The sequence below is a fragment of the Vibrio sp. B1Z05 genome (assembly GCF_052955985.1).
This window is the reverse complement of sequence record NZ_CP130464.1, coordinates 718,231-744,804: the sequence shown is the minus strand read 5'-3', so window position 1 is coordinate 744,804 and position 26,574 is coordinate 718,231. Positions and strand designations below refer to the sequence as shown.

Annotated in this window: 22 protein-coding genes; 12 read left to right on the top strand and 10 right to left on the bottom strand. The window is 44.0% G+C overall.

What is annotated here, in order from left to right:
- Positions 1–132: 132 nt before the first annotated feature.
- The 4 genes from QV280_RS16120 to nrfA all read right to left on the bottom strand — a co-directional run bounded on the left by QV280_RS16120 (position 133) and on the right by nrfA (position 4,867).
- On the bottom strand, positions 133–741 hold the full coding sequence (locus tag QV280_RS16120) for an acetate uptake transporter (RefSeq protein ID WP_023403011.1): 609 nt from the start codon (positions 739–741) through the stop codon (positions 133–135).
- A gap of 376 nt (positions 742–1,117) precedes the next feature.
- Entirely contained in the window at positions 1,118–2,479 is a 1,362-nt protein-coding gene (locus QV280_RS16115) for an APC family permease (protein WP_367869548.1), read from the bottom strand.
- Positions 2,480–2,692: 213 nt separating this feature from the next.
- Positions 2,693–3,328, bottom strand: a complete 636-nt coding sequence (locus tag QV280_RS16110) for a TPR domain-containing protein (protein ID WP_152820054.1) — start codon at positions 3,326–3,328, stop codon at positions 2,693–2,695.
- Positions 3,329–3,442: 114 nt separating this feature from the next.
- Positions 3,443–4,867, bottom strand: a complete 1,425-nt coding sequence (nrfA, locus tag QV280_RS16105; RefSeq protein ID WP_152820053.1) for an ammonia-forming nitrite reductase cytochrome c552 subunit — start codon at positions 4,865–4,867, stop codon at positions 3,443–3,445.
- 490 nt (positions 4,868–5,357) lie between these two features.
- Here nrfA and nrfB point away from each other — a divergent pair, with 490 nt between their 5' ends.
- The 5 genes from nrfB to QV280_RS16080 all read left to right on the top strand — a co-directional run bounded on the left by nrfB (position 5,358) and on the right by QV280_RS16080 (position 10,130).
- Complete coding sequence (nrfB, locus tag QV280_RS16100; RefSeq protein WP_152820052.1) at positions 5,358–5,942, top strand: cytochrome c nitrite reductase pentaheme subunit; 585 nt, start codon at positions 5,358–5,360, stop codon at positions 5,940–5,942.
- A gap of 8 nt (positions 5,943–5,950) precedes the next feature.
- Positions 5,951–6,637 (top strand): cytochrome c nitrite reductase Fe-S protein, encoded by a 687-nt coding sequence (nrfC, locus tag QV280_RS16095; protein ID WP_152820051.1) that lies wholly within the window; start codon positions 5,951–5,953, stop codon positions 6,635–6,637.
- A 1-nt stretch (position 6,638) separates the two neighbouring features.
- Positions 6,639–7,586, top strand: a complete 948-nt coding sequence (gene nrfD / locus QV280_RS16090) for a cytochrome c nitrite reductase subunit NrfD (RefSeq protein ID WP_152820050.1) — start codon at positions 6,639–6,641, stop codon at positions 7,584–7,586.
- A gap of 91 nt (positions 7,587–7,677) precedes the next feature.
- Positions 7,678–9,711: a heme lyase CcmF/NrfE family subunit gene (locus QV280_RS16085; RefSeq protein ID WP_253912529.1), complete on the top strand. Its 2,034-nt coding sequence runs from the start codon at positions 7,678–7,680 to the stop codon at positions 9,709–9,711.
- Positions 9,708–10,130 (top strand): cytochrome c-type biogenesis protein, encoded by a 423-nt coding sequence (locus QV280_RS16080; RefSeq protein WP_152820049.1) that lies wholly within the window; start codon positions 9,708–9,710, stop codon positions 10,128–10,130. Before QV280_RS16085 ends, QV280_RS16080 begins: the two co-directional genes overlap by 4 nt.
- Positions 10,131–10,398: 268 nt before the next feature.
- Here QV280_RS16080 and QV280_RS16075 read toward each other — a convergent pair whose 3' ends face one another.
- Positions 10,399–11,238 (bottom strand): hypothetical protein, encoded by an 840-nt coding sequence (locus tag QV280_RS16075; protein WP_152820048.1) that lies wholly within the window; start codon positions 11,236–11,238, stop codon positions 10,399–10,401.
- A 250-nt stretch (positions 11,239–11,488) separates the two neighbouring features.
- Positions 11,489–13,057, bottom strand: coding sequence for an arylsulfatase (locus QV280_RS16070; protein ID WP_152820047.1), 1,569 nt, complete (start codon positions 13,055–13,057; stop codon positions 11,489–11,491).
- A gap of 406 nt (positions 13,058–13,463) precedes the next feature.
- Between QV280_RS16070 and QV280_RS16065 the strand changes: the two genes are divergently transcribed.
- The 7 genes from QV280_RS16065 to QV280_RS16035 are packed head-to-tail and all read left to right on the top strand — an operon-like array spanning position 13,464 to position 20,959.
- Complete coding sequence (locus tag QV280_RS16065) at positions 13,464–14,468, top strand: AAA family ATPase (protein ID WP_152820046.1); 1,005 nt, start codon at positions 13,464–13,466, stop codon at positions 14,466–14,468.
- Between the two features lie 15 nt (positions 14,469–14,483).
- Positions 14,484–15,422 carry a DUF58 domain-containing protein gene (locus QV280_RS16060; RefSeq protein WP_152820045.1) on the top strand — a complete coding sequence of 313 codons (939 nt, stop codon included), beginning with the start codon at positions 14,484–14,486 and terminating at the stop codon, positions 15,420–15,422.
- Positions 15,419–15,979 (top strand): DUF4381 domain-containing protein, encoded by a 561-nt coding sequence (locus QV280_RS16055; RefSeq protein WP_152820044.1) that lies wholly within the window; start codon positions 15,419–15,421, stop codon positions 15,977–15,979. The genes QV280_RS16060 and QV280_RS16055 overlap by 4 nt, the downstream gene beginning before the upstream one ends.
- Positions 15,972–16,994, top strand: coding sequence for a vWA domain-containing protein (locus tag QV280_RS16050; RefSeq protein ID WP_152820043.1), 1,023 nt, complete (start codon positions 15,972–15,974; stop codon positions 16,992–16,994). The genes QV280_RS16055 and QV280_RS16050 overlap by 8 nt, the downstream gene beginning before the upstream one ends.
- Positions 16,987–18,705: a vWA domain-containing protein gene (locus QV280_RS16045; RefSeq protein ID WP_152820042.1), complete on the top strand. Its 1,719-nt coding sequence runs from the start codon at positions 16,987–16,989 to the stop codon at positions 18,703–18,705. Before QV280_RS16050 ends, QV280_RS16045 begins: the two co-directional genes overlap by 8 nt.
- Positions 18,695–19,990, top strand: coding sequence for a BatD family protein (locus tag QV280_RS16040; RefSeq protein WP_152820041.1), 1,296 nt, complete (start codon positions 18,695–18,697; stop codon positions 19,988–19,990). Before QV280_RS16045 ends, QV280_RS16040 begins: the two co-directional genes overlap by 11 nt.
- Positions 19,991–20,050: 60 nt before the next feature.
- A complete protein-coding gene (locus tag QV280_RS16035; protein WP_152820040.1) occupies positions 20,051–20,959 on the top strand; it encodes a LysR family transcriptional regulator in 909 nt (302 codons plus the stop codon).
- A gap of 70 nt (positions 20,960–21,029) precedes the next feature.
- Here QV280_RS16035 and QV280_RS16030 read toward each other — a convergent pair whose 3' ends face one another.
- The 4 genes from QV280_RS16030 to QV280_RS16015 form a co-directional block, all read right to left on the bottom strand.
- Positions 21,030–21,359, bottom strand: a complete 330-nt coding sequence (locus tag QV280_RS16030; RefSeq protein WP_152820039.1) for a hypothetical protein — start codon at positions 21,357–21,359, stop codon at positions 21,030–21,032.
- A 349-nt stretch (positions 21,360–21,708) separates the two neighbouring features.
- Positions 21,709–22,431, bottom strand: coding sequence for an SDR family NAD(P)-dependent oxidoreductase (locus QV280_RS16025; RefSeq protein WP_152820038.1), 723 nt, complete (start codon positions 22,429–22,431; stop codon positions 21,709–21,711).
- 192 nt (positions 22,432–22,623) lie between these two features.
- On the bottom strand, positions 22,624–22,851 hold the full coding sequence (locus QV280_RS16020; protein ID WP_240432771.1) for a hypothetical protein: 228 nt from the start codon (positions 22,849–22,851) through the stop codon (positions 22,624–22,626).
- 279 nt (positions 22,852–23,130) lie between these two features.
- Positions 23,131–26,394, bottom strand: coding sequence for a S41 family peptidase (locus QV280_RS16015; protein ID WP_172972793.1), 3,264 nt, complete (start codon positions 26,392–26,394; stop codon positions 23,131–23,133).
- Positions 26,395–26,574 lie beyond the last annotated feature (180 nt).

Here is a 26,574-nt window from a genome sequence, read left to right as displayed (position 1 = left end):
TTTTATAATTTTGTTTAGTTAAACCATAATAATGAACATTAAAAAAGCTCTATAAGGGAAACCTTATAGAGCTTTTTATTATCTGATGTACAAAACTCAAATGCAGACAACTCGTGCCCGTTGGGTTTTATATTACGCAGCTACTTGTTTAGCAGGCGCTTCAGCAGCAACAGTTGCTGAAAGAGTAGGGCGACCTACAGGCAAGATAACACGGCCGTATTCAGCGTTTAGCAGTTGAGCCATTGCAAAGTAGATTGCAGATGCGCCACAGAAGATGCCTTCAATACCAGCGATAAAGCCAAGAGTGTGGTTGCCTGTCATTTCGTGTGCTGCAAGTAGGAAGAATAGGATCGTTAGAGAACCAAAGATAACTTGCTTAGCAACAGGGTAACGTAGTGAACCAATAAACATGAAGCCAGTAAATACGCCCCAAAGAATTAGGTACCAAGCCATGAAACCCGCAGGGCTTGCCGCTTGACCCATACCCGGCATGACAACAAGGCCTACTAGAGTCAGCCAGAAAAGACCGTACGAAGTGAATGCAGTTGTTCCAAAAGTATCGCCACGTTTAAAGCACATAATGCCAACAATTACTTGGCCTAAGCCACCATAGAAGATACCCATCGCTAGGATCATAGAATCCATAGGAAAGAAACCTGCATTGTGGATATTAAGCAAGACGGTGGTCATCCCGAAGCCCATGAGTCCAAGTGGAGCAGGATTGGCCAATTTGTTTGACATATTATTACCTTATTCAAAATAGTGCGTAAAAATTAGCCGTGAATTTTAAAGTAGTGAATCTAATTCGCAAACACTGTATATGAAAACTAAGTTTGCATATATGGCGAGCTTGAAGGGTAAAGAAATAATACCAATCACACTAAGTAAGTGATCAGAACTAGCGCAGGAAAAATGCTTGAGAACAAGGCAGAATTTTTCGATAAGTAGTTATTCTACAATCAAAAATTCTAACGCCGTTATCGAGCATTTTAACAAGCTAGAATGACCAGTTATTTAGTACGATTGGTATAAGGCAGAAAGAGATGAAGAAAAGCATTATAAAAAAAGGGAATCCGTTATCAACGAATTCCCTTTAAAGTGAAATCTAAATTAAAGATCAGTTATTGCGTGGCGTTGACTTCTCATATAGCACGAAGCCAATACAAGCAATCACACATGACAACAAGAACGACGTTGCATGGCTAGGAATAAAGCCATATAACGCATAACCCGTACCACAAATAGCAAGTATTACAAATAGAGGCAGGGCTGGCACACGAACAAGTCGGTTTGCTTTTGGTTGAGTAAAGCGCAGTCTCCAAACACCAATAAATAGCAATGCGTAGATGATCCACACGATTGCGATTGGCAAGTCACCGTACAAATCAAAAATGTCTTTATTAACTCCAGTGCCAACAAATACAAACCCAACCGTCATATAGATCGCAAGTAGCACAAGCATGGTTACGCCAGAGCGTACAGGTAAGTTGGTTTTTGGCGATACAGAAAGCAAAGCTTGAGAGCCTTTAAAGTTACGACGCATAGCCAAAGAATATGGCATACGCATACCTAACAGCATCAAACCGTTAAAGCCGCCCAATGCAGAAATAACAATGAATAACGATAAAGTTCTACCTAGGCTTTCACCAAACAGTAGATTGGCGACTTGAGACACACCCATTTCACCGTTTACGTACGCAGGGCCTTGAGAAACAGAAAGCAAACCTAAAGTGAAGGTTACATATACAATTCCGATGATGGCTAAGCCACCAACCATGGCAAGCGGTAAGTTACGTTGTGGATTTTTGATTTCATGCGCAATAGTTGTAACGTATATCCAACCATCAAGGGCAAATAAAACCGGAATCAATGCTGCTGCAATAGCCGCGCCAAAACCAACTGTTGTTACAGAGGCAACAGCATCAGCAGACGCAGTCACAACATCACCTTGATAGAACAAACCAAATACTGCGATAGACAGTAGAGGGATCAATTTGATGATGGTTGAAATACGTTGTAGCAAGCCACCTAGCGATTCAGCTAAAAGGTTCGCACCGGCAAAGACGACAAAATAAAGTGCCGCTAGACCAGCTAATAGTGGCGTAGTCGGTTCAACTTGCAAGAATGCACAAGTAAAGATAGTTGAGTAGTAAAGAATAACTGACAGAATCAGTGGGATATAAAGTACAGTTTGCACCCATCCAACGAAAAAGCCGAAGCGTTCGCCCCATGCCGTTTCACTAAATGACATCAATCCACCGGTTTTAGAACCCATAGACGCGATTTCGGAGATGACAACTGCCGCTATTGTGGTCAGTAATGCCGCCAAAATCCAAGCGATAACAGCGTAAGTACCATTGCCACCTGTCGCACTTAAAACAGGGCCTGTTTTAAAGAAGATGCCAATACCTACTACTATACCGACAACCAGTGACACTGCTGTGCCTAAACCGTATTTAGGCTGTAACTTTTCGTGCACTTTAAATTACCTCTATCAATACCTAGCAAAATACTCGAACGCATTTCGGACGAGAATATAATTAAAATTGTTATAAGGCGTGCAGTCTAAATTATTTAAATAAAAATGCGTACCACAATACCTTCGGCGTTAGCATATAGAAGCTAAGGTATCTCTTTATTGGTTTAAATCTTAGATTGCATTTATGGTGCGTGCGAGTAAGTTGGCAAAAAACTAGCGAATAAAGGATTGGGCTTGTTGAATTTGGCGGATAACCTTGGCTCTGTCTACGCCTAAGTGATTGGAATCTAAAATCATCGTCCAATGAGCAATGGCTTGTGAATAGCGAGCGCTAAGGAAGTGATCAGATGCAATAAGCTGTAACGCGGTTTCGTTAAAAGGTTCCATTTCTAAGGTCATGTCGAGCAGACGCTGTACATTTGGGGTGATGGTTTGCGAGTGCTGATAGTAAAGTGCGCTAGCAAGGGCTGCAAATTGACTGGCATAAGGCGTTGTAGACAGTCTGATGGCATAGTCAAAACAGGTGCTAGCGGAATCAAATTCATATTGCGCCATATACATCTGTCCAAGCTCAAACCACGCCTGTTGATCATTCGGCGATGAAGTGAGTTGCTGTTGTTTCTCTGCTAATAATTCCTCAAGAGTCGGCATTTGTTTGGCGACTGGCACGCTTGGCGCAGGATCGTTCATCAATGCCCACACAGCGAAAGTACAAGCAAACAACAAAACACTGCTCATAACAGACAGCTTCAAATTGGCTTGCTGAGGGCGCGCGGTGCGCAATACAGTATAAAGGATAGCGATGGTGAGCAATGCCAAACCGATAAACGCCAGATATGTGATTAGCATTGGATCCCTCCTATTAATAGCGATGTCTGAACTCTTAATTTCAGGGCATCAAATGACGGTGCTAGGTATGAAAAGGCTCCGAGGAGTCGGAGCCTAGTCTATCAATACAACAACTTAGTAAGTTGCTTCGCGTTTTTTCGCTTCTTCGTCCCATTGTGGCACAAGCGTTTTTAAGAAATGCTCTTTTTCCGCTTTCATTCCTTCCATATCCATACCAAGTACCGCTTGCGCTTTTTCTTTGGTAGAAATGTCTGGAATTTGAATTGGGTCAGTAATGCCTTTCTTCGCTAGTAAACGAATCACTTTAGTTCGAGCATCAGCCGCTTTATCCACCGCAGTACCAAGCACTTCTAGCGCCACTTCAGGAGCATGCATATGAACGCCGTGTGATGCGATAGCGTAATCCCAACGCCATTGAGCATGACGAATATCCATTAAGATAGGCTTCATCTCTTCTTCAGTTGCGCCTGCATCCCATGCCGCTTTCGCTTCAAAGTGCGCCGCTACAATTTGTTTCTCAGCGGTTAGCTTCATGCTTAATACTTGAGCTTTGCGAGTAGACACAATGTTTTGTAGCTGATCTTTGCTCTGGGTATGACAGTTTGCACACGTATCTTCAAAGCGATCAAATGGGTTACCAATCTTATGGTCGGTATACACAGTGCCGTCTTCGTTTTCTACTTTAGGCATATGACAGTCAACACACACGACATTGTTTTTACCGTGAATACCGTCTCGCCACGTTTCATAACCTGGATGCTGTGCTTTCAGCATTGGCGCTTTAGAGACGCCGTGCGTCCAGTCAGCAAAATCGATAGCGTCGAAATACACTTCCATCTCACCCACGGTGGTGCCCATATCCCATGGGAACTTAACTGCATTGTTGGCGTTTTTATCAAAGTAGTATTCAACGTGACATTGCGCGCACACACCGGCTTGCTGATCTAAGCGTGATTGCTCTTCAAAAGGTTTGCCGATGGCTTTAAACGCACGTTCTGTATAAGGACGCGTTAAGGCCAGTTCAGGCTCACCATTTTTGAACTTATCACTTTTGGTATTGTGACAGTCAGAACAGCCAATAGGGTTAACCACTTCTGCGCCTAAACGAGCCCATTTGCCGGCAAAATAACCGTCTTCACCTTCTTCATCAATTAAACGCGCTACGTCAGGGCTTTTACAGCTCCAACATGCCATCGGCATAGGGCCAGACTCTCCGTCCGTTGGGCCGCCAGTACGCAAGGTTTCTCTGAGATCTTCCACCGCATAAAAGTGACCACGCGCTTTATTGTAATCTTTAGCAAAGCCATAGCCTGCCCACAAGATCACCATGTTTGGGTCTCCTGCTAGAGCATCGTCAATTTCTTCACTTTCACTGGTGGCTTTCCAGCTTTGATATTGATCAGGATGAGCCTGTTCAAATGCCGCATTACGCGGATCAAAGCGCTGCTCTTGTTCTGTTGACGCGTAAGCATTGAGGGTGATTAACCCCAACAAAGCTATGGGCGCTAACACACCGAGTTTCCATTTTTTGTTCGCCATATTGTCTCCAAACTTTCATTTTATGAATTGCGTTGTGGGGCAGGTTCCTAAAAAGAATTGGAGGTGGTGACCTTATTAAAAAATATGCATTAATTCGGCCAACAGTCGCAGTATAAATGAAAAGATTGATTTCATATTAGCCAAGCATAACTAAGTTGATCCTAATCAAAAATGGCTATAGATCGCACTCACACTTATATAATATTCTGAATTCATGCTTCTAGATGAGATTAATTGCTATTTGTAAATTAATGAATTATCTGGGTTTTCTCACAAATATATAAAAAACAATAAATAAGGGGTGGGTCACTAATATGAACAATTGGACTAGGGAAGGGTGCGATTGAAGGCTATTATTAAATAAAGCGTTGTGGCTTATCCTAAATAAGAATTGATTGCACTTAGCCTGAAATGAATTGGGCTGAGAGTTGTTAATTGATGGTCGAATTATATTTATAAGAAAAATATTTCGATTTAAGGAAAGGATACAATGGGCAATATTAAATTGACCATAGCCACTATGCTTAAAGCTCTAATCGCATTGTGCCTATTTGGTTATTCTATTAATGCTTTGGCCAATGATGGTGTCCAGAACCATTCAGCGACATCCGAACGCTTTAAAGTAGAGTTCACTCGCGACAAAGACTACAAATGTACTCAATGTCACAAGGATTCTAAACACACTTTAGCTGAATCTCATGGGCAAAACGTTATTGATAAAGTCGGTAAAGAAGTAAATTGTACCGATTGTCATAGCAACATAGGACCGGATCACAGAGACGGTGCCTCTACCGTCGTCAAATATTCTGATGCACAGTCTCGCGCTGGGACAGATAAGCATCAGCTACCACCAGAACTGATTCTAGAAGCTAACGCAGCTTGTACTGATTGTCATACGCCGGAACGTTTGCGTAAAGCCGACTGGACGCACGACGTACACGCTAAGAATCTCACCTGTTCAAACTGCCACACGGTTCATGGAACCGATGCCAAGGTGCTGTCACATGACCATAAGGCAATCGTTGGTATGTGTGTGGACTGTCATTCAGACTTCAACCACAAAGCCAAAGAGTAGGAGATGATATGAGTTGTTCTAGAAGAAACTTCATAACCGGCGCGGGTGTCGTCATCTTTACTACTGGCGTAGCGGGTACCGCGGCATTATCAAGCCGTCGCTCATTTGCCAGCGGTGAAGAAGAAGCGGCCATTAAGTATGGCATGCTGCACGATGAAAATGCCTGTATCGGTTGCACCGCTTGTAGTGACGCCTGCCGAGAAGTGAATAAAGTACCAGAAGGTGTCAGTCGCTTAGATATCCATCGTTCTGAACCGATGGGTGAATTTCCTGATGTCGAGTATCGCTTTACCCGAAACTCCTGTCAGCATTGTGAAAACGCCCCTTGCGTGTATGTCTGTCCTACGGGCGCGGCTTATAAAGACCCTAAAACCGGCATTGTGGATGTACACAAAGATAAATGCGTAGGCTGCGGCTATTGTTTAGCGGCATGTCCTTATCAAGTGCGTTTCTTTCATCCTGAAAACAAAGCGGCCGACAAATGTAACTTTTGTCGAGACACTAACCTCGCGCAAGGCAAGCAACCGGCTTGTGTTGAAAGCTGTCCAACGAGCGCCCTGGTTTTTGGTGATTTAAATGATGCAAACAGCACGATTTCTCAGGCGATAAAAAACAAGCCTGTATATCGTGACAAAGTAACGTTGGGCACAAAACCTCAGCTTTACAAAGTGCCGTTTGATAAGGGGGAGGTGTAACATGAGTAGTGCATTTCATTTCGACTCTTTAGTGTGGGATTGGATCATCGCGATCTATCTCTTTTTAGCGGGTATGTCGGCGGGCGCTGTCATCGTCGGATTATATTTAAAACGCAAAGTGATAGAAGGTGATGCGGCGCAAAATGGCATCATCAAAGCGATCGCTTGGATTGCGCCAATTGGCATTATCCTTGGGCTATTGATACTGATATTCCACCTAACCAAGCCGTTAGATTTTTGGAAAATCATGATTTACTACAACCCAACGTCAGTCATGTCGATGGGCGTGTTGTTGTTCCAAGTGTATATGGCGGTAGTGTTTGTTTGGATTGGCATTATTTTTAGAAGCCAAATCATGAACTTCTTAGGTGGACGCTTTCAATTTATTGATGGCGTTTTACTCAAGTGTAAGCGCTTTGAAAATGGCTTGGAGCTGTTACTAGGCTTTTTGGCGATTGCCTTAGCCGCTTATACCGGGTTCTTATTATCGGCACTTAAAACCTATCCGATGCTAAATAACCCTGTATTGCCGATTTTGTTCTTGTTCTCTAGTTTGTCCTCGGGTGTTGCGGCGTGTCTTTTATTTGGCATCTTGCTGTTTAAAGAAAGTGTCTACAGCCCAAGTGTGGCTTGGATTCACAGCTTTGAGCGACCTGTAGTGTTGTTTGAATTATTTGTTCTGGTGACCTTTTTTACTGGGCTTATTTTTGCAGGTGGACAACATGAGGTGGCCGCATGGAACGCCATTGGTGGCGGCTTTTGGTCGAACTGGTTCTGGTTTGGTGTTGTGGGCATAGGAATGCTCTTGCCACTGGCGATGAACTACTTTAGTTCGGCAACGACTAAGCATAATCGTGGCTTCATTTTAGTGGTGACAACCTTGAGTTTGATCGGTGTCTTAATGCTGAGAACATTTGTGCTGTATGCAGGGCAAATGACGGTAATATAAACCGATACCATCAATGCCCAAGCAATACCCAATATTGGCTAATAACTGATAGGTATAAATTGAATTTCTTCAATGGCTTGGGCCTATTTCTATGAGTGAGACCATGCTAGCAAACCTTGGCTTATTTTGTTTGATCCTGACTGCCATAGTCAGTAGCGCAGGTGTTGCTGTAGGCCTCTATACTGTTGCGCAGTGGCGAGTCTTTCAAACCGATAACACGGGTCATGCGAATTACTCATCCGGTAACTCTTCATCACAGCATCGCTCAATGTGGGCGCCGTCTTTAGTGCGCTCGTTTGCCTTGATTTCTTTTTTGGCATCGACCATTTCTATCTCTTTGCTTGCCTACGCTTTTGCCTGTGATGATTTTTCACTGAGCTATGTCTCCGACAATTCAAACAGTGCTTTAGCCTTGCCGTTTAAAATTGCCGCCACTTGGGGCGGGCATCAAGGCTCAATGTTATTTTGGATACTGGTGCTAGCAGGGTGGGCAGTGTTGGTCTCTAGGCGACACACGAAAGACAGCGATTATCATGCAAGTTGGTTGATGCTATTGCTGGTGGCCATATTTAGTTGGTTTACTTTAATTGCTTCCAACCCTTTTGTTTTAAATGAGGTTTTGCCACTGCAAGGGCGAGATCTTAATCCTATGTTGCAAGACATCGGGCTGATTATCCATCCGCCACTGCTGTACATTGGCTATGTCGGATTTGCTTCGGTATTAGCGCTTACATGCGGCTATTTATTGGCACTCGATAACCTAGGCGATGTGTTTGAAAGGCTGACACGACATGCGTTATTAGCATGGATCTTTTTAAGTGCCGGGATCTTAGTAGGTGCGGCGTGGGCGTATTATGAGCTCGGTTGGGGCGGGTGGTGGTTTTGGGACCCAGTCGAAAACGCTTCATTGTTGCCGTGGTTAACCGCGACCGCATTACTGCACTCAGTGATGGCAAGTCGCAAGCAAGGCCAGTTAAAAGTCTTTACCTTTGTATTGGCTATTGTCACTTTCTGTTTAAGTATTTTAGGCACCTTTATTGTGCGCTCAGGGGTGCTAACCTCAGTGCATGCTTTTGCGGTTGACCCGAGTAAAGGTTTGACGCTGTTGGCTATTTTAAGTCTGGTATTTATCAGTGCTTATGGCTTGCTGGTGGCGCGAGTACATTACGTAAAATCCAATGCCATCACCCGTTTTTCCAGTAAAAACTTTTTGATACTAGTGTCGATTAATCTATTGGTGTTAGCCACAGCAATTGTGCTACTAGGCACTTTTTATCCCATGCTTTATCAGCTGTTTGGCTTAGGCAATATCTCAGTCGGCGCGCCGTATTTCAATCTACTGTTTGGCCCATTAACCATACTGGCGCTGATAGTGATGGGCTTTAGCCCGCTAGTAAAATGGCAAGCACAATCGGGCGCATTCCCAGTTAAGTTTCTGTTGGGTTCGCTTATCCTTTGCGGCGTATTAAGCGTGCTCTTTTTGCAGATGTATATCCATAGAAACAGCCATGTCTCTGCCTCTTGGTCTGCTTGGGCTTTATTAACCACATGGGCGGCAATGTGGATGAGCTTTACCCATATTGCGCGCTGTTTTCGCGTAAGAAAGCAGGTGTATAAATACAAAGTGTATTTGGTGTCTATGGCGCATATTGGAGTCGCTATATTGGCATTTGGCGCTAGCATGAACAGCTTTTATTCCTATGAGCTCACTGCAAAGTTAGGGCCAAACAGCCAAGTGCAGTTTGGTGATTATCAAATCCACTATCAAAACACCAAGCTGTATATCGCCAGCAACTATACTGCCGAACAAGGTGTGGTCGAAATTACTGCTCCCAACGGTCAAACACACATCGCATTGCCAGAAAAACGCTATTACTCAGTGCGAGTGATGAATATGACCGAGCCATCATTAACCCCATTTTTAGATGGCGATGTGTATCTTACTCTAGGCGAAAAAATCGATACTCAGCACTACGCCGTCAGAATGCAGTTTAAAGCCTTCATCCGTTGGATATTGTTGGGCGCAGTATTGACCATTGTCGCAGGAGTAGGGCTACTTGGAAGAGGCGTATTAGTAAAGCAATGGTTCACTCAACCTAAAGTAACCAAGGAGTACCAAGCATGAAATGGCGGTTAGGTTTTGGGATTTTGTTAATAACAGCCATGCTTAACGTCAGCATGGCATCGGGGTATCAATCCATTTCGCATCCCGTTGATTTATTTGAGTTTGATTCTGTCGCTCAGCAAAAGCATGCCATTCATCTAGCCAAAACACTGCGCTGCCCAATGTGCCAAAATCAAAATTTAATCGAGTCCAACTCAGCGGTCGCGAAAGACATTCGTTTACGAGTGTTTGAGTTGATTAAAGCCGGCAGCAGCGATGCTGAAGTCAAACAGTACATGGTAGCGCGATACGGAGAGCACGTTTTATATCAACCCAGTATGAGTTTAAAAAACGGTTTATTGTGGGGAATTCCGCTGCTGCTTGCGGTCGGAATATTTGGGTTTATGGTGAGGCATATTCAGCGTTGGGGTAAAGAGTAGTTCGTGCTGATTTATGTTTAGTTTTTCAAATACTCGAATAGCTAAAATACCGCGTCATACGAATCACTCTTGCGTGACTTGTCTTGCGGGTTGGTTAAAATAAAAATGCTCGAAATAAAGTCCAAACAAGAGACTAGATGGCAATTACACAGAATCTGTTACAGCCTCAGCTGAAACGAATATTTGATGATTTATAAACTTGATTTGAAATAGCGACGGTGAATTTATAAATCAAATTTACAGAGGCATCTTATCTTTCTTAGTCATGTTACTTCTTGAGTCTATAATAGACTTTCTTTTGTGTATTTATTGTCTGTTCATAGCGAGTTTCAAACAGGGAATTTGACTCAATAATACCTTTTAAGGTTTTATGATTGGAGCTCTGTTTCAAGCGTTTGAATTCTTCCCCATGATGCATCGTTAATTCAGAGCCTGCGACACTTAAAAGTACCCAGCTTTTGGTAGATTCAGCTAATTCCACTAGCTTTTGAATCACAGGATCGTTGGGATGCGCTTGATTGAATAACTCTTCAAAGGCATCTGATTTCAATAGACTCGTAACCGTTTGTGCCGAATCAAGAAGCGTATTAACCATTTCTCTGGTATTGAATATTTCCGCACGAATATACTTGCTTTGAGCATCTAGTTCTTTAGCAACATTAATGCAATTTTCTGAGGAGCTAGGGTCGAATGAAGGTAGGAAATGATGGATCAACTCATTTCTTTCTAGCACCAATTTCTTTAAGCTCTGTTGAATAGTGGTAAAGTGCTTTGGTGAAACCTCAAGTGTACGTGAAATTGAGATATAATCTTCTTGTTCATTGTGTGTCGTGTTTGTGCCTTCTCCTTCAATTGAGAGTATTTCCCCAACGTATTGTTGGACCACACCGCCCATAGTTTGTTTAGCAATACTTCTTTGTTTGTCTTTCCTAAGTTGTTCCAACTCATTAGGTTTGCCGGAAATGCTTCCCATTGACAATAGTGCCTTGAGTAGACCTTCTAGTTGCTGGTATAGCAGCACGTTTCTACCGACTTTTTGTAAGACGTTGTCTATTAAAGCTCTTTGCTCCAGAGATACGGGCTCTATTTTTGTATCGTCACGACTCATAGGTATGGTTTATCTTTATAGTTAGGTTCTTCATGGCTAATATCGACAGGGAAAATCATCAATATATTGAATTTGAAACTCTATTTAGTATATATAAGGGCTCACAATGGATGAACAACTTTTACTAAAGGGACTGAAGTAATTTGAAAAATTTTTCAGAATAAACCAAACCCCAAACCCCAAACCCCAAACACAAAAAAGCTCAGCCCGAAGGCTGAGCAAAGGCTCTCTTTAGAGGAAGAGATAAGAACTACTTTTTCATCTGATTAATTTGCTGTTGCATGCTGTCAATTTGGTCAAGTTTGGCTTTTACGCCTAGCGAGGTTTGACTGATTGCGGCAGGGTTTAGCACTTGTCCTTGTTGACGAGGGTATTGATCTAGGGTGGCAAAGAATTTGCCTAGCTCGTCTTGTACTGGAACAAATAACCACATGTTATCCGCCATCCAACGTAGGTACATGCCTGATTCGTGTGGTGCTTTTTCAAATGGGTCGGCACGTAGGTGGATGATTTTTGGCCAGTTAGATTCAAAGCGCACTGCATCGGTGATGTTGCCTTCTAAGGTAGCAAAGTGCAGTTTCCAATCTTCCCAACGAATAGCGTTTAGCTCGCCGTTGGCACTAAAGTACAGCAGTGAATCGCGAGGGCCTTTTTCTTCTTTTCCTTCAAAGTAAGGCATGAAGTTGTGGCCGTCAATGTGGACGCGCCATTCTTTGCCGTTCGCTGTGTAGCCTTTTGCTAGCTTCTCTTTTACATCCGGTACGCCAGCAGCTGCCATAATAGTTGGTAGCCAATCTTGGTGCGCCATCATATCGTTGTAGCGAGTACCGGCTTCAATGACACCAGGCCAACGGACCAGTTGTGGTACGCGCATGCCGCCTTCCCAAGTGGTGCCTTTTTCTCCGTGAAATGGCGTTGCGCCTCCGTCAGGCCAAGAAACGGTTTCTGCGCCGTTATCTGTTGAGTAGATGACAATGGTGTTGTCGGCTATTCCAAGTTCGTCTAGCTTGTCGAGTAAGATGCCCACATGGTCGTCGTGCTCTAACATGCCATCGGCATAAATGCTGATGCCTGATTTACCTTGGTACTTCTCTTGCAGACGAGTCCATACGTGCATGCGAGTGGTGTTATGCCAAATAAAGAATGGTTTATCGGCTTTTACTGCTTTTTCCATAAAGGCGAGAGAAGAATCTAAGAACTCTTCATCGGCTGTTTCCATGCGCTTACGCGTCATAGGGCCAGTATCTTCAATGCGACCGTCAGCGTAAGATTTAATTACGCCGCGAGGGCCGTAGTTTTTACGAAACTCTGGGTCTTTTGGATAGTAGTAAGTCTCTGGCTCTTCTTCGGCATTTAAGTGGTACAAGTTACCAAAGAACTCATCAAAACCGTGTTTAGTTGGCAAGTGCTGATCTTGATCGCCTAAGTGGTTTTTACCAAATTGTGCGGTCATATAGCCTTGATCTTTTAGTAGATCGGCAATGGTTGGAGCCCAATCAGGAATGCCGTGGGTTGAACCTGGCATGCCAATGGTGAGCAAACCGGTACGAAACGGTTCTTGGCCGGTAATGAACGAAGCTCGTCCAGCCGTACAAGATTGCTGACCATAGTGGTCGGTAAATAAGGCGCCTTCATTGGCAATACGGTCAATGTTTGGGGTTTTGTAGCCCATCATGCCTTGGTTGTAGGCACCTACGTTCCATATACCTATATCATCGCCAAAGATGGCAAGAATATTAGGTTTGTCGGCGGCTACAGCGGTTGCTGAAACGGCTAACATTCCTGCTGACATAGCCAGTTTACTGAATTGATTAGTCATTGAGACTCCATCGCTTTTTTCTAAGGAAAAGGAATTCAACGAATCAGCCCCATGAATTGCCAAGGGAAATATTAAGGCGCTCTTTGTGTGTATTTGCGTTAAATAACTTACAAGAGGGCGATAAACCCGATGCGTTGTGGGGGCATAGTAAATATTGGGCAAATGCTTTGTCGCTTTATAGACCTTATAACCTTTAGTTAATTACTTGCTAACTATTTGATTTGTGGTTTTTATTTGATTATTTAGAAGAGTTTGATAAGTGATAAATGTGAGATGGCGCATTGGTTATTACTGTTGGCTATTTAAAACGTTCGACTTCGAAATAAGCTATAACGACTTTCCTGTATAACCTTTTGTTATGGTGAAATTGCATACAATGAGTGAATTAAACGTATGAGGGTCGATTATGAATCAGTCACAACAGGCTATTGCCAATCTAATTTCGCGAGTAGAACAGTCTGTGGTTGGGCAGAGGCATGTAGTTGAATCGTTAGTGCTAGGTTTATTAACCAACGGGCATGTTCTGTTAGAAGGCTTACCCGGCACTGCAAAAACTCGCTCAGTCAAAGCTTTGGTCGATGCGTTAAATACCTCGTTTGGCCGAATTCAATTTACCCCAGATCTTTTACCCTCAGATGTAACGGGCACAGAAGTGTATCAAGAGGTTGTGAATGGCTCAGGCAATGCCAAGCCCCAGTTGCACTTTCAAGCAGGCCCAATTTTCAATAGCATCGTGTTAGCTGATGAAATCAATCGTGCTCCAGCCAAGGTGCAAGCGGCATTGTTAGAAGCGATGGCGGAGGGAACAATTACCGTTGTTGATGAAACGCATCAATTACCTGAGTTATTTATGGTGCTGGCAACACAAAATCCAATAGAGCAAGAAGGGACGTACCCATTGCCAGAAGCGCAAATGGATCGTTTTCTTTTAAAAGTGCGAGTGGATTACCCAGACGATGATGCCGAGCTTAATATCATGCGCCTTGTGCGTAGCGAAGAGACGCAAGATGATGAGGGTGAGCCTTTAAACGCAGAGCCACTCCCTGCGATAGATCCTAAATGGGTGTTTAAGGCTCGCCAAGAAATCGCCAAGGTTGAAGTCTCAAGCATCGCTGAGCGTTATATTGTGGCGCTTATCATGGCAACTCGTCATCCCCAAAGATACCCAAACAGCCATTTACCGCGCTGGATCCAAGTAGGCGCAAGCCCAAGAGCTTCAATCGCACTAGACAAATGCGCTAGAGCTTACGCGTGGCTGCAAGGGCGCAATTTTGTTGAACCTGATGATATTCGCGCGGTGGCCCACAGCGTGTTGGGCCATAGATACACCCCAAGTTTTGATGCACTAGCAGAAGGAATTTGTGCCACTGAGATCATTGACGAGCTACTTGATCATGTCGTGATTGGCTAGCAAGAGGCAGTAAACATGGTTCAAGTATCCCATGATGAACGAATTCATTGCCAATATCAGCGTCTAGTTCAGTTGCAAGGGCAGGTGGGTTCATTGTCGTTTTTACCGAAATTGAGCGCTGGTACTTTGTTATCAGGGCGTCATCACTCTTTGTTTCGTGGGCGCGGACTTAACTTTGAAGAGCTGCGTCATTATCAGCGCGGTGATGACATTCGTAACTTGGATTGGAAAGTAACCTTGCGCACTGGCAAGCCTCATGTGCGTGCCTATACCGAAGAAAAAGATCGCAACGTGATTATCTGCGTTGACCAACGTGCGAGCTTATTTTTCTCCTCTGCTGAGGTGATGAAATCGGTAGTGGCGGCGGAAGTTGCGGCTTTGAGTGCATGGCGAGTGCTAAAAGATGGTGACAGAGTAGGCTTTGTCATCGCTACACCGAGCGGGCCGCAGTGGCACAAACCTCAGCGCAGTCGTGCGCATCTTTTACATCATTTAAAGCATCTTGCGGACGCCAATCAAGCCTTAAATGTGCGTTGCCATGATGGCGACATCGCTTCATTTTCCCATCTTATGACAGCCTTGCGTCGCAGTGTCACTAAAGGCTCAACGGTCATCATACTTAGTGACTGGCATGGCGTGAGCCAAATGGATATCGAAGCGCTCAAGCAGCTACAAATTCATAATGATGTGCTTACCGTGATGATTTCTGATGAGTTTGAGCAGAGCTTACCTGCTAGCACCTCACCGTGGGTATTGGGCGATGGTCAACATCAGCTTAATCTTGGCAGTACTAATCAAATCAATAAAGCCAGTCGCGGTCTAACGCAGCATCAAGCCATGAAAAAAAGCCAACTAGTGCGCTTAATGACGAGCAAAGGTTTACCTCTTATTTGCTTGGGCACAAAAGGCGATCACCTTGCGCAATTTAAGCGGGAAATGGGGGCGGGACGATGAGCCTACACACTCCACCGCAAAGTTATATGTTGCGTGACATCGTAGAAGTTGCGGTCGCGCCCTCAGTGAGTTGGTTGCCACAGACGATAGGCTGGAAGGTTTTAGGATTTGTGTTACTCGGCGTTTTTTGTGTATGGATGATTAAGCAATTTAAAATCTGGCGCAGTAACCGTTACCGCCGAGAAGCATTGAATACACTAAATCGTATTGCAAAAGCGTGTCACGGCAGTATTCAAGATTCAGCGGCTTTTCGTCGTCAGGTAAGTTGCGATCTCTTTTCGGTGATGAAAGCGGCGCTGCGAGTGGTAAATCCGCAAGGTGCCAGTTTATACGGCGCATCGTTTTTACAGGCGTTAGATGCACACTTGCCAGAAAATAGTCGTCAGTTTGAAGCTAAATGGTCGCACTGGATGCGCGGTTTAATGGACAGCCAATATGTGCTGAGTGAGATTGAATTACTGCTGTTGCTAGAAGATTGCCAAAGATGGGTCAGTGAACATCACGCCTTTCTTACAAAGAGTAACTGTGAGGTTAACAGCGAGGTACCAAATGTTTAGTTTTGATCTCGAACTGGCGCATCCACTTTGGCTGTTGGCTTTGCCTGCACCTTTGCTTATCTACTATTTTATTCCTGCCTATCGCACCAAACAATCAGCCATTAAAGTGCCGTTTTTTGGTTTGTTGCTAGAGGTGTTAGGTGAGAGCCCAACCCAAGGTGCCAGTCAGTTGCGTCCATCACTTTGGCAACGCTGTATTTTAGTATTGTCTTGGTCACTTGTAGTTTTGGCTATGTCGAAACCGACCGTACTTGGCGCGCCACAAACAAAGCAGCAATTAGGGCGTGATGTGATGGTGGTGGTCGACTTATCTCAGTCAATGGAGGAGCGTGATTTTACCTCATTAGACGGCAAAAAAATATCAAGGCTAGAGGCGGTAAAAGAGGTATTACAAAACTTTGTGCAATCTCGACAAGGCGACCGCCTTGGTTTGATTTTGTTTGGTGATGCGGCATTTGTGCAAACCCCATTTACCGCCGACCAAAGTGTTTGGCTGGCATTACTCGAGCAAACTCAAGTAGGAATGGCAGGGGCAAGCACGCATCTGGGAGACGCAATCGGCTTGGCGATAAAAGTGTTTGAACAAACGCCTGCGACAGCGAATGAAGCGCGCGAGAAAGTCGCCATTGTCTTAACCGATGGTAACGATACCGGAAGTTTTGTCGAACCCATTGACGCGGCAAAAGTGGCTAAAGCCAAGCAGGTGAAAATTCATGTGATTGCTATTGGCGACCCAACAACGGTCGGTGAAAAAGCCCTTGATATGTCGGCGATTGAGCGTATTGCTTTAGAGTCTGGAGGTGAGTCATTCCAAGCGTTAGATAGACACTCTTTAACACTCGCTTCTGAAAAAATTGATGCATTAGAGCCAGAGCTTTACCAAAGCACTACTTATCGACCGAAAACTAGCATACATGCTTACCCTATCATGCTGGTGGTTGCGCTTTATCTGTGCGCTTTTGCTGTTAGCTTGTGGCGTCGCATGCTGAATAATAAGGAGCAAAAGTATGTTTGATTTTGCCCTTGTTGAGCAACTGTTTTGGCAACAAATACTGACGCAGTTCCATTTTATAAGACCGTTATGGCTGTTGGCGTTGTTGCCATTATGTACAGTGATTTATTGGCGCTGGAAATTAGACACCCAACGCCAAGGGCAAGCCGTTTTGCCTAAGCATTTAATCCAAGCTTTATCTGTTGGACAACAAGGGTGGCGAAAGCAATTGCCACTTAAATTTTTGTCTGTGGTGATGAGCTTGGCAATCGTGCTCTGCGCAGGCCCCACTTGGCAACGTGCACCATCGCCATTTGGCGAAGACAAAGCCTCACTGCTTATTGCGTTAGACAATAGTGCTTCGATGCAAAATGAAGATTTAGCACCAACACGCTTAACGCGAGCAAAGCAAAAAATTCATGACTTGCTAGAGCTAAGAGATGGAGGACAAACGGGCTTAGTGGTGTTTGCGGGGACGTCACATTTGGCGATGCCGCTGACTAAAGACCGTCAGGTATTTGCGCCATTTTTGGCGGCTATTGATCCCGACATAATGCCTGTAAAAGGCAAAAGAGCCGATAGCATTATTGAGCAAATTGATAGTCAGCTATCGGAGAAAATGCCCGCTAGCGTGTTGTTAATCAGTGATGGTGTTACGCCAGATAGCTTAGTGCGTTTGGCTGAGTACTTTACGCAAAGCCCTCACCAGTTATTGATTTTAGCGACAGGTAATCCAAAGCTAAAAAGCAACAACCCAATGGATCTTAGCTCGTTGCAACGCTTAGCTGGTCAAAGTGGTGCAAGTTTAGAAGTGGTCAGTATTGATAATACCGATGTGCTAGCGCTAGAGAGAAAAATACAAAGGCACATGCAGCTCAATAATGAGTCGGCAATGCCGTGGCAAGATATGGGCTATTACTTATTGTTTCCTATCGCTTTGCTTTTATTGCTGTGGTTTAGAAAAGGCTGGCTAGTGCAATGGGTTGTTATTGGCTGTGTGTTAGCACCTTGCTATTCAGCATCGGTTATCGCCGCACCGGTTTATTCTGTTAGCGCTCATCAAGCAGAGAGCGGAAGTGCTTTTGAAGAAGTGACTACGCTGGATAAAGTCTCTAGCGCATGGACGAACCTTTGGCTAACTACAGATCAACAAGGGCAGTGGCACTTTAATCGACAACGCTATTTGCAAGCCGCCACCCATTTTCAAGATCCCATGCGCAAAGGCATTGCCTATTACTACGCCGCAGAATATTCGCTAGCTCATTCTGCGTTCTTAAATGCAGACTCCGCCAATGGCGCGTTTTACGCTGGCATTGCGCTCGCAAGGCAAAGGGAATATCTAAAAGCGCGTGACCTGTTTGCCTATTTATTAAGTGAAAAACGTTGGCCGTTAACGCCTGAATTGCGCTCGCAAATCGAGCACAATTTAATGGTAATGCAAGGCATAGTCGACGAAGTAAACCGTCTGAGTGCGAGCCAAGCAGGAACCACAGATGGGGCGGAGGATTCCATTGAGTTGGGAGATAATCCACAAACCGGTGATGGCGCAGAAGACACTGCGGTTGCTGAGATGATGCTAAAAGAGTCGCTCAATGCTAATGAGATTTTAGGCAGTGAAGAGTTGGCTGATAAATGGCTACGACGGGTAGAGTCCGATCCCAAGCTTTTTTTGCGCGCTAAGTTTCAAATACAGCGAAGCACACAGCAAGCACAGGAGCGAAGTGATGCCCAATAAATGCTTAAATATCGTATTGCTAGTGTTGTTATGTTTGCTAGCGATGAATGGCTATGCCCAAAGTCATGACAATAAAAGTGCGCCGCCTCAGCCTAATATTCAGCTAAAAAGTTGGCTACAAAAGCAGGGCGACATAGCCAATGCGCCATATACGGAGCTTCAAGCACAGGTCAATCAGCCCATTACGCTGTTTGTTGAAGTATCAACGCCGCGATGGTTTACCGCAGGTACGCAAGTGAGCCTGCCAGAAATTGCCAATGTCATTGTGCAAAAGCCCTCTCAACTTGCGGTAAATTACGCAGAAAAACGAGCGGGTAGTACTTGGTCGGTGCAGCTTTGGGAAATTCATTTATATCCACAGCAAGAAGGGCATTTTGTTGTGCCGCCTTTACGTGTTCAAGCGCAAGTCTCGGTGCAGAGTAGGGGCAATGTTCAACGTGAAATGTACACTAAACCGCTTAAATTTAACGCGCAACTGCCAACAGGATTGTTATCGCAGAGCTCGGCTTGGATCAACAGTCCGCAGGTTGAGATTGCGCAAAAGTGGCAACAATCAAGCGCAGAATTAAAAGCCGGTGATGCGATTACCCGCACTGTGACTATCACCGCCGACAATACTCTGGCTATGCTACTGCCACCGATATTTAATCGTAAGCATGATTTAGCCAGCGATCATTACCAACTGTATTCGCAGCCAATCAAGTTATTAGACGCGCAACATCGCCATCAATTTCAGGCGCAAAGAACTGAACAACAAGTGTATGTATTGCAACATGGCGGGGAGGTGACGCTACCTGAGTATTCAATACTGTGGTGGAATTCTCGCACGCAACAATTGGAAAAGCTGCAGGTGGAAGCTCGCACTTTTAAAGTCGCACATACACTTACATCGTGGATGAACTACTATAAGAATAGCATCGCTATTTTGTTGTTATTTTTGATTGGTTTTTCTATGTTAATCATAGCGATGCGACGATTTTATAAAACCAGACCATTGCCTCTGTTTTGGCAATTTTCACAAGTGTTGTATCGCGGTGACTCAGGCGAAATTAGAGCGGCTTTGTACGCGCATTTAAGGCGCTGTTCTGGTGAGTTACAAATGAGCAAATTATCTAGTGCAAGCCAATGGCAGATAGTCGCCAAGCAGATCCAAACTCAGCCAATTTCGTTTGTTCAAGGATGGCTAGTGTGGTGCAAAATAGCGTTAATGCGCAGGCGCACAATAGGGCAAATAGGCATGCAAAAAGCATTGCCAGAATTAGACAACATCAATCGCTGTTATTAACTCCGGTTAATAACAACCTTGGCGGTTGGTATACAAGTGACGCAAGAGTAACTTTAAACTATGAAAAGCACTGAGCTTAATTTGATTCCTTTCTTTGTCGCTGTGTATGAAGAAAGCAGTATGTCCAAAGCGGCTAATCGTTTAGGGGTGAGCCAACCTGCGGTAAGTAAAGCCTTAAAACGTCTGCGTGAAATTTACGACGATCCTTTGTTTCATCGCAGCCCTGCTGGGGTTAAGCCCACTACCTTTGCCTCTGATATTTACCCTGCGCTGTCGGCGTCGTTTAAAAACTTCACGTCTACATTAACTGCCACCAGAGATTTTGATCCTAAGGTATCTGAGCGGATTTTTTCTATCGCTTGCATTCCTTTGGTAGGGTATCGATTGATGCCTGAGCTGCTTTTGAAAATCAAAAGTTTAGCACCCAATATAGATCTGGATGTTCATCCGCTGTTTACCGAAGACCATGAATCAGATTTAAGACTGCAACGCTATGATTTGGTGCTAGATATGCGCCCAATCGAAAAGACCAGCTTAAAGATAGAAAAGTTAGGTACTGAAAGCGTGCGTGCGATTGTCAGACAAGGGCATCCAAGGATCAGTGACAGTATCAGTATTGAAGAGTTTTTAGCAGAAGAGCACATAGCGGTATCGCGCTGGCAAAGCAGAAGCTCATTTTTATCAAATGATCACTTTCCTGAGCTGAGTAAGCGAAAAATTGTGTATCGTTCGCCGGGGATTTTGGAAGTGTTACCTGTGGTATCTAGTACCGACTATATCTCGTTATTTCCGTCATCACTGATAAAGCAAGTGGGCGGCAATTATCCCATCCAAGTGTTAGAAACGTCGTTTTTAGATATATCAGAAGATTTATGTATGTTGTGGCATCCAAGCCGAACCGCAGAAGCCGGTCACAAATGGCTAAGAACTCAAATCCAGAGCGTATCTAAATCGATCTTTAATGATTAGAGTAAAGGCGCGGTAACCGTCTTGGTATTGTTTTTCCCTTACAATACCAAGAAGGTTTCTAAGCGACAGCTTATAGGCTATACCAAGCTTTTCCCGCTTTAAAGCCGATCAGTGATGACATTTGTTCAAGATAAATAGCAGGAACTTGTGACAACTCTTTTGGCAATTCTGATTGAGATACAAATTGAGCTAAAAATGATTTGTACGTAGAGAGCATACCTTCATTTGTATCTGTAGCACCTTGTGCTCTGGCGATTTTACGCGCTTTTTGTGTTAAGTAGCTTTCGATAATGCCCGCTTGGCCACGAAGTAAAGCATGTTTGTTCACCATACCCAGTTCATCGTTGGCAATATCGTTAGAAATCGTCGTTTTTAGCAGTGTTAGCTTAGATGTATCCATTGTTGTATTCCCCCACAGAATCAAAATAAAAGATGAATTCGTGTCTCATTATTTGCGCACTAAACTAGGCACATAAGCTATGCAAATAAACCATGCACAAAAGGTGTTAAATAATGAACAACGAAAAAAGATGATGCATCCTAAATCCAGAATGTTAACTAGTCCACAAAAATCGTATGAATATGTAAGATTGCGAATAAATTAGTTTACTTTTCGTTCTTTTTGTGTTTTTAAAGTGAGCTATTTTAGATGGGAATAATTGTTTCGGGTGGATGCAATGGGAATATGAAGAGAGCCTATAACCTAAGTTACAGGCTCTGCAAATAGCTTAAAACCTACAAGCTATAACTTACAAACGCGCCGTTGCTATTTCGCCACCGTCGATGTGTAATACTTCGCCAGAGATGTAGCTGGCTCTTGTAGAAGAGATAAAGACGACTGCGTTCGCCACTTCTTGTGGGCTTGCTAGGCGGCCCATTGGGTGGGCGTCTTCTTTGGCTTTAAATTCTGTTGGTGCTGAGATTCTGTAGCCGTCCCAACCGCCGCCAGGAAAGAGGGTTGAACCGGGTGCGATAGTATTAAAGCGGATTTTTCCTGCGTGCTCTTTTGATAGCGAGTAAACATACTGAGTAAGAGCAGCTTTAATTGACGCGTAAGCGCTGGTGCAATCTGTAATAGTGGCGCTAATTGAACCAATGAAAGTGACGGCTGGATTTGGGTTGGTCATTGCAGGGATAACCACTTCGATATTTTTTACAGTGGCAAGCAGGTCAACTTCGATTGAATCTTCCCAGCTGCCACTTAATGCGCTGACGTTCGGAACAAATACGTCAACAGCACCAATTTCTGCAATCCACCCTTTAAAGTCGGCTTCTTTAGTGACGTCTAGTTGTTTAGCGAAAACATTGCTGAAATCTTTTAGATTTTCTAGGGCAAGGTCCAGTTTTTCTTGGCTGCGACCACAAAAGTACACGTTGGCACCTTCTTCTAGAAAGGTTTTTACCATAGTCGCACCAATGCCAGTGCTACCACCGGTAATTACAATATTTTTGCCTTTGAAATTCAGATCCATATCGTCAATATCCTCATTATTTTTAATACTTTAGGTTTGCTTGTCACAACCTAATTTTATGATTCTTATAACAGTATATGCTGATCTGCAATCGAAAAGGCAAGGTGTTACTTACTTTGTATTTTTCAAAGGTAATCGTCATATTGAAGCTAGCAATAACGGCGTGCTTCGGACTGAATTCGATCGCTTAATTTAGGCTGATGGCGCAGCAGATGAACTCGCCGGGTATTCTATATCGTGTTCAATATAATCATCTTCGCTAAACCAAGTTACTGTGCCCACATAATCATTTTCATTTAGTCTGCTATCGATAAGAGCGGCAAAGCGGGCGGTCATTTTGAATAAGCCATTTTTATTTTCGAGGCCAGAGAGCAGATCTGCGGCAATGCCTTGTGCTTTGTCGTCCAGTTGTAAGTTCATGTAGTGCATCTTTTACCTGTCTATATTTCCTGATCTATATTGCCCAAATGGCAAGAGTCTTGCTCCAAGCGCCACAGTATGCAGGTTAGCGTCTCAAGTTGTAAGTGAATTCGTTATTCGGTGAGGGCAGGTGATACCAATCGTACTAAATAACTGGTCATTTTAACAAGCTAGCTCTGATCACTTACTTAGTGTGATTGGTATGAGTTTTTGGAGTGATAAAAAATGCCGCAAAGCGTACAAGCAATGCGGCAGATTATTTAAGTGTCAATTCAGCGCTTATTTATTGGAAAGTAACTGTTTAACTGCGGTCTCTAGCTGAACATCACGCTGGTTCGCAATGCTGTCAGGATAGTTATGAACAATCACATCAGGCACTATTTCTTGGTTTTCTAACCAGTTACCGTGTTTGTCTTTCATACCAAGTTGTGGCACGCCATAGACAAGCATTGGGTTTTGCTGGTGTTGCCAGTTTACGAAAGTACCAGTCCCTGGAACCGTATCACCGACAACTTTACCTAACTTGTTGTCTTGATATAGCTGTGCCATAACCGAAGCGTCAGAATAACAGTAAGAGTTGACTAACAGTACCGTAGGTTTGGTCCAACGTCGGATTGGGAATTTTGCTGCTTGATAACCGTCACGACTAACCGCTGTGCCGTATTGAACCGCAGATAATAGGTCAACAATTTGGTCATGCAGATTACCACCAGTGTTAAATCGGATATCAATTACTACTGCATCTTTATCACGATTTTCGCCAAACAGTTTATCGACTAACTGCTTATAACTGTCTGAGTCCATTTGCGGTACGTGCACATAGCCAATTTTTCCTTTTGATAGGGTATCAGCCAGTTTTTCGTTTTTAGCGACCCAGTATTGATAAGAGAGTTTAAATTCTTGTTTATTATCAATAGGGAATACCTGCACATTTACCACTTTGTCTGTATCAGGCTTAACAACACCAAGGGTAGTTGGTTTGCCGATAAGGTTGCGTAAGTATGGGTAAATATCATCAGATTTTTGGATAGCTGTACCGTTAACGGTTTTGATGATGCTACCTGCCACAATGGCAGAGTTAGGTAGATCGGACGGGCCGTTGTCTAACACTGTATCTACGCGCACCCCTTCACCTTGGTAACTGTCGTCATAAAATACGCCTAAGGCACCTACTTTTTCCCAATCTTGCCCTTGTTCGTAGAACGAGGCACCAGTATGTGAAGCGTTTAATTCACCGACCATCTCACTGAGCAAAATCGCAAAGTCTTGATAGGTGTGAACCGCCGGCAAATGGCGTGCGTAACTGGTTTTTAACCCAGCCCAATCAACGTCGTGTAACTTGGCGTTGTAAAAACGTTGTTCAGTCAAACGCCATACATGGTTAAAGATGTAATTTCTTTCTTGTGCAAAATCAAATTCAGCTTGTAGATCAAAAGCTTGAGTCTTTGATTGATGAGTAGCAAGGCTGTAGTTTTCGATAGTGCCATTGCCTAACATAATCAAAGAGCTGCCATCATTACTCAACTGAATTTGCGATACAGCCGCTGCAGGACGAGTAAATAACGGTGTGAACTCTTGGGTTGCGACTGAGAAAGTGGCAAACACAAGGTTCTCTTTTTGATTGTAAGCGACCAGTACATCTTTGTTGTCTGGTGACAACGCCGCAAACTCCAAATTAAGTGACAGTGGTGTTAAGCGATGTATGCGCTGAGCAAGTCCTTTGGCGTCCACCTCAGTTTTAGGTGCGGTTGCTGCTTGTTGTTCATCTTGTTTTTTCGCTTTGCTGTCGTCTTTGTCTTTCGATTTATCTTGGTCACTTGTCGCAGTGAGTGCGACGGCATCTTGATGTTTAAACCAGTTGTACTCTGTGAATTTATTTAAAGAAACACCATACACATCAAGCTGTGTTGGTGAGCCATCTAGTTTGGTTACGCCGTCTTTTGTGGTTAGCCAATAAGCAATTTGACCATCGTTTGAGAAAACGGGCGAGAACTTACCAAAACCACTTTGGCTCAACACGATGCGGCTATCTTTTTTGTTGCTATCAAACATCACAATTTTGTTTGCGCCAAACAAACTGCCAGTGCGAGATATGACATATTGGCTGTCTGGTGACCAGTTGTAGCTCCAATCACTCCTAGCATACGAATAAAGCTCAGTAGATTTAACCAACGGTATAATCGATTTATCGGCAAGGTTTTCAACAACTAAGTTATTAATATCAACGCGGTAGGCGATTTTTTTGTTGTCAGGTGATAGAACAGGTTGGTATTCATCTTGCGGAGTTTGCGTGACCGCTGTTTCGGTTATGGATGTCGAACCAATAAAGCCTTGGTCGGTCGCATTCACTTGACTGCGGTAGATATCCCAATTGCCGTTGCGCTCAGAGCTGTAGTACAGAGACTTGCCATCATTAGAGAAAGACACGTCTTTTTCTTGTTGTCCGGTGTGCGTAACGCGAACTACACTGCCACTGCTCATAGAGACGACAAAAATATCACCACGAGCCACAATCGCAGCTTCTTTACCCGATGGAGACACGGCAAATTCAGTGGCTTGATATTTCAGGTTAACGTTACGCTCGCTTGCTTGTAGATCTTGCTTGCGGATATGAATCGCCACTTTATGACTTTTCGCGTCTTGGTTTGGTTTAATCCAAATGTCGCCATCATAGCTAAACACAAGATCGTTTTGATTACTCACTGACAATGAACGCAGTGGGAATGTATCAAAAAACGTTTGTTGTTCTGGTTTAGCAGAAGGGTCGTTAATATCTTTGCGCCATACGTTAAATGAGCCTGAACGTTCAGATAAATAGTACATAGCGCTATCATCGGCTGACCAATGTGCGTCTCTGTCTTCGCCTTTGAAGTAGGTTAGCTGTAGGTGTTTGCCACCTTTGTATAGCCAGATATCACGCGCCGATGCTGAGGTATGATGTTTACGCCACTCTTGCTCGATGGAAGGCATATCTGTGTATAAAAACCCTTGCGCGGTGTGTGCGCTATCAAAGCTACTGACCGCATTGCCTAGCTCTAAGTGCTCTCGTCCGCCATTGGCATTGACAGAATATAGGTAGAAGCCAGCGCCAAATAGACCATTGCCCATGTTCGCTTTGTCGTTACCAATGCGGCGACTTGCAAAATAAACTGTGCTGCCGTCAGAGCTGTAAGAGTAAGGAACGTCTTTGCCTGGATGATAAGTTAAACGCTGCGATTGTCCGCTATTTACATCCATGGTAAAGACATCACCAGTGCCGAAACGGTTCGAGCTGAAGGCAATAGATTTGCCATTTGGAGACCATACCGGATGACTGCTAAATACTGACTCACTGGTTAGTGGAAGTGCGTCTCCTCCAGTGCTTGGTACAAGCCAAAGTTGCCCTGCATAGCGAAAGACAATTTGTGAACCATCGGGTGATACTGCGGCATCGCGATACCAGTTTGCAGAATTGGCAGTGTCAGTTTGCTGTACTGGGGCGGCAATAACCACCGAAGTAGAAACCGCTAACAGGCCAAGTGTTTGAGTCAGGCGTTTAAACACGAAATATTCCCATCTAGACAAAAGATAAACGGTAGCAAATTGCGCCTTAGCTTTGGGTTATATTATCGGTAAATTAGCTTTCAATAACCGTGCTAAGTCTTTGCTAAGCAAAGAATAAGAATAGTTGAGAGCGTGGTGATTTTAAAATAAATAGGGCTAAACCTCATCAAAGCTATGTTT

Excerpts from the sequence above, each read along its gene's own strand:
- nrfC (WP_152820051.1), top strand. The coding sequence starts at position 5,951 with ATGAGTTGTTCTAGAAGAAACTTCATAACCGGCGCGGGTGTCGTCATC.
- QV280_RS16030 (WP_152820039.1), bottom strand. The coding sequence starts at position 21,359 with ATGGATACATCTAAGCTAACACTGCTAAAAACGACGATTTCTAACGAT.
- QV280_RS16110 (WP_152820054.1), bottom strand. The coding sequence starts at position 3,328 with ATGCTAATCACATATCTGGCGTTTATCGGTTTGGCATTGCTCACCATC.
- QV280_RS16055 (WP_152820044.1), top strand. The coding sequence starts at position 15,419 with ATGAGCCTACACACTCCACCGCAAAGTTATATGTTGCGTGACATCGTA.
- nrfB (WP_152820052.1), top strand. The coding sequence starts at position 5,358 with ATGGGCAATATTAAATTGACCATAGCCACTATGCTTAAAGCTCTAATC.
- QV280_RS16035 (WP_152820040.1), top strand. The coding sequence starts at position 20,051 with ATGAAAAGCACTGAGCTTAATTTGATTCCTTTCTTTGTCGCTGTGTAT.
- QV280_RS16065 (WP_152820046.1), top strand. The coding sequence starts at position 13,464 with ATGAATCAGTCACAACAGGCTATTGCCAATCTAATTTCGCGAGTAGAA.
- nrfA (WP_152820053.1), bottom strand. The coding sequence starts at position 4,867 with ATGGCGAACAAAAAATGGAAACTCGGTGTGTTAGCGCCCATAGCTTTG.
- QV280_RS16040 (WP_152820041.1), top strand. The coding sequence starts at position 18,695 with ATGCCCAATAAATGCTTAAATATCGTATTGCTAGTGTTGTTATGTTTG.
- QV280_RS16120 (WP_023403011.1), bottom strand. The coding sequence starts at position 741 with ATGTCAAACAAATTGGCCAATCCTGCTCCACTTGGACTCATGGGCTTC.
- QV280_RS16045 (WP_152820042.1), top strand. The coding sequence starts at position 16,987 with ATGTTTGATTTTGCCCTTGTTGAGCAACTGTTTTGGCAACAAATACTG.
- QV280_RS16020 (WP_240432771.1), bottom strand. The coding sequence starts at position 22,851 with ATGAACTTACAACTGGACGACAAAGCACAAGGCATTGCCGCAGATCTG.
- QV280_RS16085 (WP_253912529.1), top strand. The coding sequence starts at position 7,678 with ATGAGTGAGACCATGCTAGCAAACCTTGGCTTATTTTGTTTGATCCTG.
- QV280_RS16060 (WP_152820045.1), top strand. The coding sequence starts at position 14,484 with ATGGTTCAAGTATCCCATGATGAACGAATTCATTGCCAATATCAGCGT.
- QV280_RS16080 (WP_152820049.1), top strand. The coding sequence starts at position 9,708 with ATGAAATGGCGGTTAGGTTTTGGGATTTTGTTAATAACAGCCATGCTT.
- QV280_RS16025 (WP_152820038.1), bottom strand. The coding sequence starts at position 22,431 with ATGGATCTGAATTTCAAAGGCAAAAATATTGTAATTACCGGTGGTAGC.
- QV280_RS16075 (WP_152820048.1), bottom strand. The coding sequence starts at position 11,238 with ATGAGTCGTGACGATACAAAAATAGAGCCCGTATCTCTGGAGCAAAGA.
- nrfD (WP_152820050.1), top strand. The coding sequence starts at position 6,639 with ATGAGTAGTGCATTTCATTTCGACTCTTTAGTGTGGGATTGGATCATC.
- QV280_RS16050 (WP_152820043.1), top strand. The coding sequence starts at position 15,972 with ATGTTTAGTTTTGATCTCGAACTGGCGCATCCACTTTGGCTGTTGGCT.
- QV280_RS16070 (WP_152820047.1), bottom strand. The coding sequence starts at position 13,057 with ATGACTAATCAATTCAGTAAACTGGCTATGTCAGCAGGAATGTTAGCC.